Here is a 12224-nt window from a genome sequence, read left to right as displayed (position 1 = left end):
TCTATATTGTTCAGGCGCCTTGTGGGCGCCCACCGTTCCATCCATCAGTTCGACCGGCCCAGGCGGGGGATGCCACGCGCACGTGCATCCGCCCGCTCGGGCTTACCGACTTCGGGACAGACTCAGGAATAAGGGGCAATCACTTGCCGCTCCCTGGCCGAAGTCAAAGATTCTGGGTCACGCCCAAAAACTGTTGCTGTCGGGTGCCAGGCGATGCCTGCAACACCCATACCCGAACAAGGCCCTGGCGGGCTTGCCTCGGTCGCGCCTCCGCAGGAGCGGTTTGGCTGCTGAAATCACCGTAAGTTCCGGCAGAAAAATCGCTTGAGTTTCTGCTTGCACTTGTGTTTGTGATTTGGGGCGAAGCCACAACATGTAGTGGTTCGCTGCAATGGGGATACAAGATAATGCGGTATTGGGGTCTTTGCAAGGCGCGCCGCTGTGGATAACTTGTGAGTACTTTGTGTGTGAAAGGTGGGTATTCGCTGTAGGCCTTGTCGCAAGAGGTTTTTGCCGGTTTCAGGCCTGTGACAGAATTTTTCGCGTGGTTGGCAGTGCCTGGGGCGGGACGTAGTATCCGGGGGATATGTTGCCCTTTGGTGAAGGGCGGCAGCAGCCCCATCGTGGGGCAAGCCTGCACCCACCGTAGCGCACCGACAACAAAAATCATGAACAGAGGTGACCGGCGATGGACCAGCCCAACAACCGCATCCTGATCGTCGAGGATGACCAGCGCCTGGCCGAACTCACAGCCGAATACCTGCAGGCCAATGGCTTCGAGGTGGCCGTGGAGGGCGATGGCGGGCGGGCGGTGCGGCGCATCATCGACAGCCAGCCTGATCTGGTGATCCTCGACCTGATGCTCCCCGGAGAGGATGGCCTGAGCATCTGCCGGCGGGTGCGCGGGCAGTTCCCCAACCCCATCCTCATGCTCACCGCGCGCAGCGATGAACTCGACCAGATCCAGGGGCTGGACCTGGGGGCTGACGACTATATCTGCAAACCGGTGCGCCCGCGCCTGCTGCTGGCACGCATCAATGCGCTGTTGCGTCGCAGCGATGCGCCGCAGGGCAAAGGGCATGATCTGAGCTTTGGAGGGCTGCGCATCGACAACCGCCTGCGCGAGGCCTGGCTGGGCGAGCAGCCGATCGATCTGACCGGTGCCGAGTTCGACCTGCTCTGGCTGCTGGCCAGCAACGCCGGGCGGGTGCTGTCGCGCGAGCAGATCTCCACCTCGCTGCGCGGGGTGGGCTATGACGGCCAGGATCGCTCCATCGATGTGCGCATCTCCAAGATTCGCCCCAAGATCGGTGACGATCCCATCCACCCGCGCCTGATCAAGACCCTGCGCAGCAAGGGTTACCTGTTCGTCGGCGATGCCACCCCATGAATTCGATCTTCCTGCGCATCTATGGCGGCATGCTCGCGGTGCTGGTGCTGGTCGCGGTGCTTGGCGTGCTGAGCCTGCACCTGGTCAACGAGGTGCGCGCAGGCCAGCACCGCGAGGGTCTGGCGCAAGGCACCTTCAGCCTGATGGCAGACAACCTGGCGATGCAGAACGAGGTGGAGCGCAAGCGGTCGCTGGTGATCTGGGAACGCTTGCTCGGGGTGCCGCTGGACCTGGCACCGCTGTCGATGCAGACCCTCGATGCCGGGCAGCGCAGCCGCCTGGCGCGTGGCCTGGTGGTGGTGGAGAAGACCGGCCCGCATGCGGCCAAGGTCTTGCGCCAGGTGGCGCACGAGGACGTTGTGCTGGTCGCGCAGGTCAAGCAGGTCAGCGAGCAGTTGGCCCGTGCCACGCTTTATCTGCTGGCTGACGAACTGGTGCGCTACCCGGTGACCGAGCAGCAGCAGCGGTTGGCACAGATCAGGCAGAGCAAGGGGTTCGGGTTCGACATCGCCCTGCAGCGGATCGAGCGGGTAGGGCTGGACGACGATCAGCGGCGCCGGGTAGAGGAAGGCGACACGGTGATGGCGCTGGGGCGCGATGGTGACTCGATCCGCGTATTCGCCGGTTTGTCCGGTTCGCCATGGGTGCTGGAAATCGGCCCGCTGTACCAGCTCAACCCTTATCCACCGCAATTGTTGATCCTGATCGCCTTTCTCGGCCTGTGCCTGATCGGGTTGGTGGTGTACCTGCTGGTGCGCCAGCTCGAGCGCCGTGTCTCGGGGTTGGAGATGGCGGCCTCGCGCATCGCCCAGGGCAGCCTGGAAACCCGCGTGCCGGCGGGCGATGCGGACTCGGTCGGGCGTCTGGCGGCGGCGTTCAATGGCATGGCCGAGCATTTGCAGCGTTCGCTGAGCATGCAGCGTGAGCTGGTGCGGGCGGTGTCCCACGAATTGCGCACGCCGGTGGCGCGCCTGCGCTTCGGCCTGGAGATGATCGAGAGCGCCAGCACCGAGCAGGCGCGGAGCAAACACCTGGCGGGCATGGACAGCGATATCCAGGACCTGGACCGACTGGTCGACGAGATGCTGACCTACGCGCGCCTTGAGCAGGGCGCGCCGGCCCTGAAGTTCCAGCGCGTCGACCTGGACAGCCTGCTGGATCGGGTGATCGATGAACTGGCGCCGCTACGCGCGGATGTGCGGGTGACTCGCGGGGCGTGTCAGCTGGGCGAAGACCAGTTGGCCTGGGTCGAGGCCGAACCGCGCTACCTGCATCGGGCGCTGCAGAACCTGGTGAGCAATGCCATGCGCCACGCCGAGTCCGAGGTGCGCCTGAGCTTTCAGCTCGGCCAGCAACGTTGCCGCATCGAGGTCGAGGACGACGGTCCGGGGATTCCCGAAGGCGTCTGGGACCGCATCTTCACGCCCTTCACGCGCCTGGATGACAGCCGTACCCGTGCCTCGGGAGGGCATGGCCTGGGCCTGTCGATCGTGCGGCGGATCATCTATTGGCACGGTGGACGGGCGCAGGTGGGGCGCAGCGAGGCGCTGGGTGGCGCCTGCTTCAGCCTGAACTGGCCACGACAGCAGGCGCCGGGGTGAGGCTCAGGCGCTGATCAGGCTGAGCAGGTGGCCGTCCTGCAGGCAGAACTGGCCATCCAGTTCGCGGCCGTGGTGCCACTCGCTCGACAGGTCGGTGAGCAGGCGCAGGCGTGCGTGGCCCATGGCGTCCCACTCGAGCACTTCGGCGTGTTCGAAGTAGAAGCGCTTGAGGGTCAGGGGGTAGAGGGCCTTGAACAGGCTTTCCTTGAGCGAGAAGGTCAGGGTCACACCGAGGCCGATCCTTGAACGGTCCAGGCGCTGCAACTCGTCGGCGGTGAGGATCTCACCCGCCAGGCGCTCGGCGCGCTCGTCGTCGAGCAGGCTTTCCTGGTCCAGGCCGATGCCCTGGCAGGCGCCTTCATGGGCGACCACGGCAGCGGCCCAGCCCTGGCCATGGGTGATCGAACCTCGGATGCCGACGGGCCAGACCGGTGAGCGGTCTTCGTGGCTGTCCGGAACATAGTCGCGGCCATCCAGACGTTGCAGCGCCGCGCGGGCACAGACCCGGCCGGCCAGGTACTCGGCCTGGCGCTTGGCCACCGAGCGCTGCAGGCTGGGGCTCTGAGCAATGCCCGCGCGCTGGAAGTCGTCCGCGGCCAGGCGCTTGGGATCGAAGGCGCAACTGACCAGCACCGCGCCGGGGAGGGGCTGGGGCAGGGGCCAGTGGTGCTGGAGTGGGGTGCAGCAGGTGGGGAGTCTGTCCATGGGCGGTATTGTGCCAGTTCCGGCCCTTTCGCGGGCAAGCCCGCTCCTCCAGATGCGCAAAGAACTCGTAGGGGCTTGGGCCCCTACTTGAACGCCTGCTTGAAGAACGCCTGCATGTCCTTCCAGGAGCTTTCATCTGCCGCCTTGTCATAGCCGATGTCCGGCCCGCCATGCGCGCCATGACTCAAGCGGTCCGCATCCGGGTTGGTAAAGCCATGCTTGGCCCCGGGAATGCCAACGAACTGCATGTCTGCCCCGGCATCCTTCATTTCTTTCTTGAAGGCTTCGACCTGTTCGGCCGTGACCATGCTGTCGGCCTCGCCATGCTCGACCAGGATCTTCGCCCTGACCACGCCCGGTTTGGCCGGTGTCTGGGTGACCAGCGCGCCGTGGAAACTCACTACGCCATCGAGCTTCTCGCCCCGGCGTGCAGCGTCGAGCACTACCTTGCCGCCGAAGCAGTAGCCGACGGCGCCCAGCTGGTGCTTGTTGGTGTTGGGTTGCAGCTTGAGCAGCTCCAGCCCGGCGTCGAAGCGTCGCGCCGCTGCTGCTGGATCCTTGAGCGCTGCCGCCATGAACGCCTGGGCGTCCTGCGGGTGCTCGGTGTGCTTGCCGTCGCCATACATGTCGATGGCCAGCGCGTTGTAGCCCAGCGCCGCGAGGTCGCGGGCGCGGCGTTTGGCGTAGTCGTTCAGCCCCCACCATTCATGCACCACGACCACACCGGGGCGCTTGCCCTCGATGGCGTCGTCGTAGGCGTAGTAGCCGATCAGCGCAGTGCCGTCGGCGTCCTGGTAGCGGATCTCGCGGGTCTGTACCGCCGCCTGGGCGAAGGCGGCGCTGCACATCAGGGCCAGGGCAAGCAGTGAACGCATGAGGGGGTCTCCAGGAAAGATGCAGCCGTATCGGGTTCGTTCAGCCAAGGTTCAGCCGGGGTTCAGGAGCGGTTCAGGGCGCCCTGCTTACTCTAGCCCCCAGACCGAAACAGCGCACCTACTGGAGTAACAAAGCATGAAAGCACTCAACACCCTGATGGTTGCCATGGCTGTTTGCGCAGCTGGCGTTACCGCCACCGCCCAGGCCGACGACACCTTCGCCAGCCTGACCTACGGCCAGACCAGCGACAAGGTCCGCAAGTCCGGCCTGCTGCAACGCAACACCGACAACTTCAACGCTGACGGCATCATCGGCAAGGACAGCACCTGGGGCCTGCGTGTCGGCCAGATCAATGATCAAGGCCGTTACTACCTGACCTACGACAACGTTTCCGGCGATCACAGCGGCGTCAAGCTGCGTCAGGAAAATCTGCTTGGCAGCTACGATGTGTTCCTGCCGATCACCGACACCACCAAGCTGTTCGGCGGTGGCAGCGTTGGCGTCACCAAGCTGACCCAGACTTCCTCCGGTTATAGCCGCGACACCGACTATGGCTACGCAGTCGGCCTGCAGGCCGGTGTTCTGCAACAGGTCACCGACAATACCTCGGTGGAACTGGGCTACCGTTACCTGACCAGCAATGCCGCCACCGAACTGTCTTCGCACGGTGGCCCGAAGGATGGCACCCTGCGCCTGAAGAGCAGCGCCCAGACCTACCTCGCCGCCAGCTACAAGTTCTAAGGTCGAGGCTCATCGAACCGGCAGGGGTTTCCCGTGCCGGTTCGCTGTTATGCTGTGCCGGCCCTGATCGCTCGGCGATTCGGGAGATTTAGACAAAGGAGATGCGGCATGAAATTGCTGGTGGTCGAGGACGAGGCGCTACTGCGCCATCACCTGTATACGCGTCTTGGCGAGACCGGGCATGTGGTGCAGGCGGTGGGCGATGCCGAAGAGGCGCTTTACCAGGCCGAGCAGTACAACCATGACCTCGCCGTGATCGACCTGGGCTTGCCAGGCATGAGCGGGCTGGACCTGATCCGCCAGTTGCGCAGCCAGGACAAGACCTTTCCCATCCTGATTCTCACCGCCCGCGGCAACTGGCAGGACAAGGTCGAAGGCCTGGCCGCCGGTGCCGACGACTATGTGGTCAAGCCTTTCCAGTTCGAAGAGCTGGAGGCGCGCCTGAACGCGTTGCTGCGTCGTTCCAGCGGCTTTACCCAGTCCACTATCGCTGCAGGCCCGCTGGTGCTTGACCTCAATCGCAAGCAGGCAACGCTGGACGAGCAGCCGCTGGCGCTCACCGCCTATGAATACCGGATTCTCGAATACCTCATGCGCCATCACCAGCAGGTGGTGGCCAAGGACCGTCTGATGGAACAGCTCTACCCGGACGACGAGGAGCGCGATCCCAACGTCATCGAAGTATTGGTCGGCCGCCTGCGCCGCAAGCTCGAGGGCGACAACGGCTTCAAACCCATCGACACCGTGCGCGGCCTGGGCTACCTGTTCACCGAGCGCTGCCGATGATCCGCTCGCTGCGCCTGCGCCTGATGCTGGCCGCAGCGCTGCTGGCCCTGCTGTTCATGCTGGCGCTGCTGCCGGCGCTGCAGAAGGCCTTCAGCCTGGCCCTGCAGGAGTCGATCGAGCAGCGCCTGGCCTCGGATGTCACCACCATGATCTCGGCGGCGCGCATCGAGCATGGGCATCTGCAGATGCCCGAGCTACTGCCCGACGAGCGCTACAACCTGCCCAACATGGGCCTGCTTGGCTACATCTTCGACCGCGAGGGCCGGCTGGTCTGGCGTTCACGCGCCACCGCCGACAAGCACATCAACTATCAACCCCGCTATGACGGTCGCGGCAACGAATTCGCGCGGATCCGCCAGGACGACGGCGACGAGTTCTTCGTCTATGACGTCGAGGTCAAGCTGCTCGGCGGCAAGAGTGCGGCGTTCAGCATCGTCGCGCTGCAACCTGTGCGCGAGTATCAGCACACCCTCGATGGCCTGCGCGAGAAGCTCTACCTGGGCTTTGGTGCGGCCTTGCTGGCGTTGATGGTGCTGCTCTGGGCCGGCCTGACCTGGGGGCTGCGATCGTTGCGTCGCCTGAGCCGAGAGCTGGACGAGGTGGAAAGTGGCGCCCGTGAAGGGCTGAGCCGTGAGCACCCACGCGAGCTGCTGCGCCTGACCGGCTCGTTGAACCGCCTGCTGCACAGCGAGCGCGAGCAACGTCAGCGTTATCGCGACTCGCTGGATGACCTGGCGCATAGCCTCAAGACTCCGCTGGCGGTACTGCAGGGGGTTGGCGAAAGCATGGGCCAGCGCAGCGACGAGCGCGAGCAGGCGCGGGTGCTGCAAAGCCAGATCGAGCGCATGAGCCAGCAGATCGACTACCAGCTGCAACGTGCCAGCCTGCGCAAGAGTGGCCTGGTGCGGCACAAGGTGCGCCTTGCGCCGGTGCTCGAAAGCCTGTGCAACACGCTGGACAAGGTCTATCGCGACAAGCGTGTCACCGTGACCTTGAGCATTCCCGAACAGGCATGGGTGCCGATCGAGGAGGGCGCCCTGCTCGAATTGCTCGGCAACTTGCTGGAGAACGCCTATCGCTTGTGCCTGGGGCAGGTGCGGGTAAGCCTGGAGCAGTTGCCTGGGCAGCAGGTCTTGTGTGTCGAAGATGACGGCCCCGGTGTGCCGCCCGGCCAGCGCATGCGTATTCTGCAGCGCGGCGAGCGCCTGGACAGGCAACATCCGGGGCAGGGGATCGGGCTTGCGGTGGTCAAGGACATCATCGACAGCTTCGATGCCCGGCTTACGCTGGATGATTCGCCCCTGGGCGGGGCGGCATTCAGGATCGTGTTCAACCTGGAGTGATCTTGCGGGCGGGGGCCTCATCGCGGGCAAGCCCCCTCCTGGATAGCTGATGAATCCAACCCCTGGGGGCTTGCCCGCGAAGCCCCAAGCGTATGCCCGCATCGGGCGGATTCCCGCCATCGTCCTTGTACGAATCTCGCCACCGGGCGGAAATCCGCCAATCCATCCCTGTCGATTCGCCCTGTCCTTGGGCAGAAATTTCCCGAAAACACGGGCCTTGCACCTGATTCGGGCATTTTGGCATCACCCTTGCTAAAGATCTGGCAGAGGCCTGCTCAGGCAGCTCGAACACAACGACAAATCCCTCCAGGTGCAGGAGGGTTCGCGCTTTAGGTGCCTCGCCCTGGGAAGGGTGAAACGGCACACTTGAGGATAATTAAGCCATGACGAAACGTCAGCCGCTGTACAAGTCCCTGTATGTCCAGGTGATCGTTGCAATCACCATCGGCATTCTGCTCGGCCACTACTACCCCGAAACCGGTGTCGCCCTCAAACCCCTGGGTGACGGCTTCGTCAAACTGATCAAGATGGTCATCGCCCCGATCATCTTCTGTACTGTGGTCAGCGGCATCGCCGGCATGCAGAGCATGAAGTCGGTCGGCAAGACCGGCGGCTATGCACTCCTGTACTTCGAGATCGTCTCCACCATCGCCCTGATCATCGGTCTGGTCGTCGTCAACGTGGTTCAGCCTGGCGCTGGCATGCACGTCGACGTCAGCACCCTGAACGCCAGCAGCGTCGCAGCCTACGCCGCCGCCGGTGCACAGCAGACCACCGTCGGCTTCCTGCTCAACGTCATCCCTAACACCGTGGTCGGCGCCTTCGCCAACGGCGACATCCTCCAGGTGCTGATGTTCTCGGTGCTGTTCGGCTTCGCCCTGCACCGCCTGGGCAGCTACGGCAAGCCAGTGCTCGAGCTGATCGACCGCTTCGCCCATGTCATGTTCAACATCATCAACATGATCATGAAGCTGGCGCCGGTCGGTGCCTTCGGTGCCATGGCCTTCACCATCGGCCAGTACGGCGTGGGTTCGCTGGTGCAGCTGGGCTACCTGATGGCCTGCTTCTACATCACCTGCCTGGCGTTCATCCTGATCGTCCTCGGCGGTATCTGCCGCGCCCACGGCTTCAGCGTCCTCAAGCTGATCCGCTACATCCGTGAAGAACTGCTGATCGTACTGGGTACTTCCTCCTCGGAATCGGCCCTGCCACGCATGCTGACCAAGATGGAGCGCCTGGGCGCGAAGAAATCCGTCGTCGGCCTGGTGATCCCGACCGGCTACTCGTTCAACCTGGACGGCACCTCGATCTACCTGACCATGGCTGCGGTGTTCATCGCCCAGGCCACCGACACCACCATGGACATCACTCACCAGATCACCCTGCTGCTGGTGCTGCTGGTTGCGTCCAAAGGTGCTGCTGGCGTTACCGGTTCGGGCTTCATCGTCCTGGCCGCCACCCTGTCCGCCGTTGGCCACCTGCCGGTTGCCGGCCTGGCGCTGATCCTGGGTATCGACCGCTTCATGTCCGAAGCCCGCGCCCTGACCAACCTGATCGGCAACGCCGTTGCCACCGTGGTCGTGGCCAAGTGGGTGAAGGAGCTGGACACCGACAAGCTGCAATCGGAACTGGCTTCCGGTGGTGCACCGCTGGTTGAAACCCGTCCGACCGACGACCTGGGCGTTGCTGAAGGCCCGGCTACTCGCTGATAGCGGTTGTAGCGATATGAGAAAGGCGACCTTCGGGTCGCCTTTTTTAATGCTCGGTTTTTGCGGTGATCAGACAGGCCCGCGAATGCATTGGGTCATTCGACGCGTGTCTCGCCGCTGTACACCAGGATCTCCCGGCAGCGCCGGCACAGATAGCGTCGCCCTTGGCGTACCAGCTTGTGCCGCTGGGCGCTGAACGCAAAGTCGCTGTCTGCGCAGGGGCAGCGGTAGATGTAGCGGGTTGCCACGCGGCGCTGCACCTCATAGTTGTGGCAGCGGTTGGGCGGCAGTTCGTAGACCCCGCGCATGATCAGTTGCCACTCCTCGCCATGGGCCTGGATGCGGTCACCGAACAGTTGATGGGCGATCAGGTGGGCGACTTCATGGGCCACGGTCTGGCGCAGGAAGTCATCCTGGTTCTCGCGGTACAGCTGCAGGTTGAAGCGCAGCAGGTTCTCGTGCAGATGAGCGACACCGGCCTTCTGGCCGCGCAGCTTGAAGCTGACTTCCGGGCGCGGGAAGGGGCGTTTGAAGAAGGTTTCGGCTTGCTGGTAACAGGTTTCGACGCGTTGCTTGAGTAGCTCGGGCATGGCGGGATGATTCTCCTGACGCGCCATTATGCCGCAAGCCCTGCACGCTTGCCGAGCCGCCGGTCAGCACGAAGCCAGAGGCCGCCAAAACGGCGGCCTCTGGCCGACGCCCCAGTGTTGGTGTTTCTAATTGGTGTAGACCGGCCCCACGCCAAGCCCCCAGATGATCACGGTGGCGGCCATGATCGCCACCAGCACCACCAGGCCCACCGCCAGCACGGAGCTGGAGAACAGGAAGCCTTCGTCGGTGGGGATGTTCATGAAGGTCGGTAGCCCGACATACAGCAGGTAGACCGTGTAGCAGATGGCCGCTGTGCCCAGCAGCATGCCCAGCCACAGGTGTGGATAGAGCGCCGCCAGGCCGCCAAGGAACAGTGGGGTGGCGGTGTAGGTGGCAAAGGCGATGCACTGTGCCATCGAGGGGTTGGCATCGTAGGTGCGCGCCATCCAGTGGATGAAGGCCCCCATCACCGCCACCCCGGCAAGCATCGCCAGGTAGGACATGACGCTCATCCACAGCGCGCTTTCCATGGTCAGCATCACCGGTGGTCGATCACCGATCACCCAGCCGACCTGGGTGGTGCCGATAAAGGCGGACACCGCCGGAATCGCTGCCAGGATCAGGGTGTGGGTCAGGTACATGTGGCTGATGCTTTCTTCTTCACCGCGAATCTCCCGCCATTCCTGGTCGGGATGGGTAAACAGCCCCAGAACGTGATGGATCATGCCGGTCACTCCTATCGTCGTCGCCAAACGCCCCCCAAGCGGAGCGCCTGTGGCCGAGGCCAGGCAACCGATCAAGCGGTAATATGGCCTTATGTCGCAGTATAGGAAGCAGAACCCGGCACAAACCCGGCTTTTTAGAGCAAATCGCGCTGTCGGCGGCGCTGTTGATTCTTTATCGGAATGGCCTACGCCTGTGCTCGGTTTGTGCGTAAAATAGCCGGCTTTTGTCACACCTCGCGGATCCAAGCGCTATGGGCACCCTCTCGGTCAACCAGAACAAACTGCAAAAACGCCTGCGTCGTCTCGCCGGCGAAGCCATCACCGACTACAACATGATCGAGGATGGCGACAAGGTCATGGTCTGCCTGTCCGGCGGCAAGGACAGCTACACCATGCTCGATGTTCTGCTGCACCTGCAGAAGGTGGCGCCGATTTCGTTCCAGATCGTCGCGGTGAACATGGACCAGAAGCAGCCAGGCTTCCCCGAGCATGTGCTGCCGGCCTACCTCAAGACCCTCGGCGTCGAGTACCACATCGTCGAGAAGGACACTTACTCGGTGGTCAAGGAACTGATCCCCGAAGGCAAGACCACCTGCTCGCTGTGTTCTCGCCTGCGCCGTGGCACGCTGTACACCTTCGCCGACGAGATCGGTGCGACCAAGATGGCGCTGGGCCACCACCGCGACGACATCGTCGAGACCTTCTTCCTCAACATGTTCTTCAACGGCGCGCTCAAGGGCATGCCGCCCAAGCTGCGCGCCGACGATGGCCGCAACGTGGTTATCCGTCCGCTGGCCTACTGCAGCGAGAAGGATATCCAGGCTTACTCGGACATGAAGGAATTCCCGATCATCCCGTGCAACCTGTGCGGTTCGCAGGAGAACCTGCAGCGCCAGGTGGTCAAGGACATGCTGGTGGAGTGGGAGCGCAAGCACCCGGGCCGTACCGAGAGCATCTTCCGCGCCCTGCAGAACGTCGCGCCCTCGCAGCTGGCCGACCGCGACCTGTTCGACTTCACCAGCCTGAAGATCGACGAGAGCGCCACCCCGCGCTTCCTCGACGTGCTGAACATCTGACCTCATGCGCGACTATCAGTGGCTGCATGAGTACTGCATCAATCGCTTCGGCTCGGCCAAGGCGCTCGAAGCGTTCCTGCCGCAACCGCGCACGCCGGCGCAGTTGCGCGACATCACTGACGATCGCTACCTGTCGACCCTGGCCCTGCGCGTGTTCCGCGCCGGGCTCAAGCACAGCCTGGTGGACGCCAAGTGGCCAGCGTTCGAACAGGTGTTCTTCGGTTTCGACCCGGAGAAGGTTGTACTGATGGGCGCAGAGCATCTGGAGCGCCTGATGCAGGACGAGCGCATCATCCGCCACCTGGGCAAGCTCAAGAGCGTGCCGCGCAATGCGCAGATGATCCTCGACGTGACGAAGGAGAAGGGCAGTTTCGGCGCCTTCATCGCCGACTGGCCCGAGACCGATATCGTCGGCTTGTGGAAGTACCTGGCCAAGCATGGCAACCAGCTCGGTGGCCTGTCGGCGCCGCGCTTCCTGCGCATGGTCGGCAAGGATACCTTCATCCCCACCGAGGACATGGCAGCAGCCTTGATCGCACAGAAGGTGATCGACAAGCAGCCCACCAGCCAGCGCGACCTGGCGCTGGTGCAGCAGGCGTTCAACCAGTGGCATGAAGAGAGTGGCCGGCCGCTGTGCCAGTTGTCGGTGATGCTGGCGCATACCGTCAATCATTGAGTCCT

At 63.6% G+C, this 12224-nt stretch carries 12 protein-coding genes; 8 read left to right on the top strand and 4 right to left on the bottom strand.

Features of this window, described 5'->3' with window-relative positions; all coding sequences use genetic code 11:
- Positions 1 to 688 precede the first annotated feature (688 nt).
- Positions 689 to 1390 (top strand): response regulator transcription factor, encoded by a 702-nt coding sequence (locus APH44_RS12035; protein WP_054892919.1) that lies wholly within the window; start codon positions 689 to 691, stop codon positions 1388 to 1390.
- A complete protein-coding gene (locus APH44_RS12030; protein WP_054892918.1) occupies positions 1387 to 2991 on the top strand; it encodes an ATP-binding protein in 1605 nt (534 codons plus the stop codon). The genes APH44_RS12035 and APH44_RS12030 overlap by 4 nt, the downstream gene beginning before the upstream one ends.
- 3 nt (positions 2992 to 2994) lie before the next feature.
- On the opposite strand, the gene APH44_RS12025 is transcribed toward APH44_RS12030, so the two are convergent.
- Together APH44_RS12025 and APH44_RS12020 are read right to left on the bottom strand one after the other, a co-directional pair.
- A complete protein-coding gene (locus tag APH44_RS12025) occupies positions 2995 to 3696 on the bottom strand; it encodes a 4'-phosphopantetheinyl transferase (protein ID WP_054892917.1) in 702 nt (233 codons plus the stop codon).
- Positions 3697 to 3779: 83 nt separating this feature from the next.
- Entirely contained in the window at positions 3780 to 4571 is a 792-nt protein-coding gene (locus APH44_RS12020) for a dienelactone hydrolase family protein (protein ID WP_054892916.1), read from the bottom strand.
- Positions 4572 to 4707: 136 nt separating this feature from the next.
- Here APH44_RS12020 and APH44_RS12015 point away from each other — a divergent pair, with 136 nt between their 5' ends.
- The 4 genes from APH44_RS12015 to APH44_RS12000 all read left to right on the top strand — a co-directional run bounded on the left by APH44_RS12015 (position 4708) and on the right by APH44_RS12000 (position 9151).
- Complete coding sequence (locus APH44_RS12015; RefSeq protein ID WP_054892915.1) at positions 4708 to 5313, top strand: outer membrane protein; 606 nt, start codon at positions 4708 to 4710, stop codon at positions 5311 to 5313.
- A gap of 108 nt (positions 5314 to 5421) precedes the next feature.
- Positions 5422 to 6099: a response regulator gene (locus APH44_RS12010; RefSeq protein ID WP_054892914.1), complete on the top strand. Its 678-nt coding sequence runs from the start codon at positions 5422 to 5424 to the stop codon at positions 6097 to 6099.
- Positions 6096 to 7442: an ATP-binding protein gene (locus APH44_RS12005; protein WP_054892913.1), complete on the top strand. Its 1347-nt coding sequence runs from the start codon at positions 6096 to 6098 to the stop codon at positions 7440 to 7442. The genes APH44_RS12010 and APH44_RS12005 overlap by 4 nt, the downstream gene beginning before the upstream one ends.
- 383 nt (positions 7443 to 7825) lie before the next feature.
- Positions 7826 to 9151 carry a dicarboxylate/amino acid:cation symporter gene (locus APH44_RS12000; RefSeq protein WP_054892912.1) on the top strand — a complete coding sequence of 442 codons (1326 nt, stop codon included), beginning with the start codon at positions 7826 to 7828 and terminating at the stop codon, positions 9149 to 9151.
- A gap of 95 nt (positions 9152 to 9246) precedes the next feature.
- Here APH44_RS12000 and APH44_RS11995 read toward each other — a convergent pair whose 3' ends face one another.
- Complete coding sequence (locus APH44_RS11995; protein ID WP_054892911.1) at positions 9247 to 9741, bottom strand: SprT family zinc-dependent metalloprotease; 495 nt, start codon at positions 9739 to 9741, stop codon at positions 9247 to 9249.
- 126 nt (positions 9742 to 9867) lie between these two features.
- The gene (locus APH44_RS11990; protein ID WP_054892910.1) at positions 9868 to 10467 is read right to left on the bottom strand and encodes a Yip1 family protein; all 600 of its coding nucleotides are present in this window, start codon (positions 10465 to 10467) and stop codon (positions 9868 to 9870) included.
- Positions 10468 to 10718: 251 nt separating this feature from the next.
- On the opposite strand from APH44_RS11990, the gene ttcA reads away from it, so the two are divergent.
- Both ttcA and APH44_RS11980 read left to right on the top strand, forming a co-directional pair.
- Positions 10719 to 11543, top strand: coding sequence for a tRNA 2-thiocytidine(32) synthetase TtcA (gene ttcA, locus APH44_RS11985; RefSeq protein WP_054892909.1), 825 nt, complete (start codon positions 10719 to 10721; stop codon positions 11541 to 11543).
- A gap of 4 nt (positions 11544 to 11547) precedes the next feature.
- Positions 11548 to 12219, top strand: a complete 672-nt coding sequence (locus APH44_RS11980) for a DNA-3-methyladenine glycosylase I (RefSeq protein ID WP_054892908.1) — start codon at positions 11548 to 11550, stop codon at positions 12217 to 12219.
- Positions 12220 to 12224 lie beyond the last annotated feature (5 nt).

The organism is Pseudomonas sp. NBRC 111143, from assembly GCF_001320965.1.
Lineage (GTDB): Bacteria > Pseudomonadota > Gammaproteobacteria > Pseudomonadales > Pseudomonadaceae > Aquipseudomonas > Aquipseudomonas machongensis.
The sequence above is the reverse complement of the archived record's forward strand: the minus strand, read 5'-3'. Positions and strand labels throughout refer to the sequence as shown.

Bases quoted from the DNA above. Each gene is read 5' to 3' on its own strand.
- APH44_RS11980 (WP_054892908.1), top strand. From the start codon at position 11,548: ATGCGCGACTATCAGTGGCTGCATGAGTACTGCATCAATCGCTTCGGC.
- APH44_RS12015 (WP_054892915.1), top strand. From the start codon at position 4,708: ATGAAAGCACTCAACACCCTGATGGTTGCCATGGCTGTTTGCGCAGCT.
- APH44_RS12020 (WP_054892916.1), bottom strand. From the start codon at position 4,571: ATGCGTTCACTGCTTGCCCTGGCCCTGATGTGCAGCGCCGCCTTCGCC.
- APH44_RS12010 (WP_054892914.1), top strand. From the start codon at position 5,422: ATGAAATTGCTGGTGGTCGAGGACGAGGCGCTACTGCGCCATCACCTG.
- APH44_RS12030 (WP_054892918.1), top strand. From the start codon at position 1,387: ATGAATTCGATCTTCCTGCGCATCTATGGCGGCATGCTCGCGGTGCTG.
- APH44_RS12000 (WP_054892912.1), top strand. From the start codon at position 7,826: ATGACGAAACGTCAGCCGCTGTACAAGTCCCTGTATGTCCAGGTGATC.
- ttcA (WP_054892909.1), top strand. From the start codon at position 10,719: ATGGGCACCCTCTCGGTCAACCAGAACAAACTGCAAAAACGCCTGCGT.
- APH44_RS11990 (WP_054892910.1), bottom strand. From the start codon at position 10,467: ATGATCCATCACGTTCTGGGGCTGTTTACCCATCCCGACCAGGAATGG.
- APH44_RS11995 (WP_054892911.1), bottom strand. From the start codon at position 9,741: ATGCCCGAGCTACTCAAGCAACGCGTCGAAACCTGTTACCAGCAAGCC.
- APH44_RS12035 (WP_054892919.1), top strand. From the start codon at position 689: ATGGACCAGCCCAACAACCGCATCCTGATCGTCGAGGATGACCAGCGC.
- APH44_RS12005 (WP_054892913.1), top strand. From the start codon at position 6,096: ATGATCCGCTCGCTGCGCCTGCGCCTGATGCTGGCCGCAGCGCTGCTG.
- APH44_RS12025 (WP_054892917.1), bottom strand. From the start codon at position 3,696: ATGGACAGACTCCCCACCTGCTGCACCCCACTCCAGCACCACTGGCCC.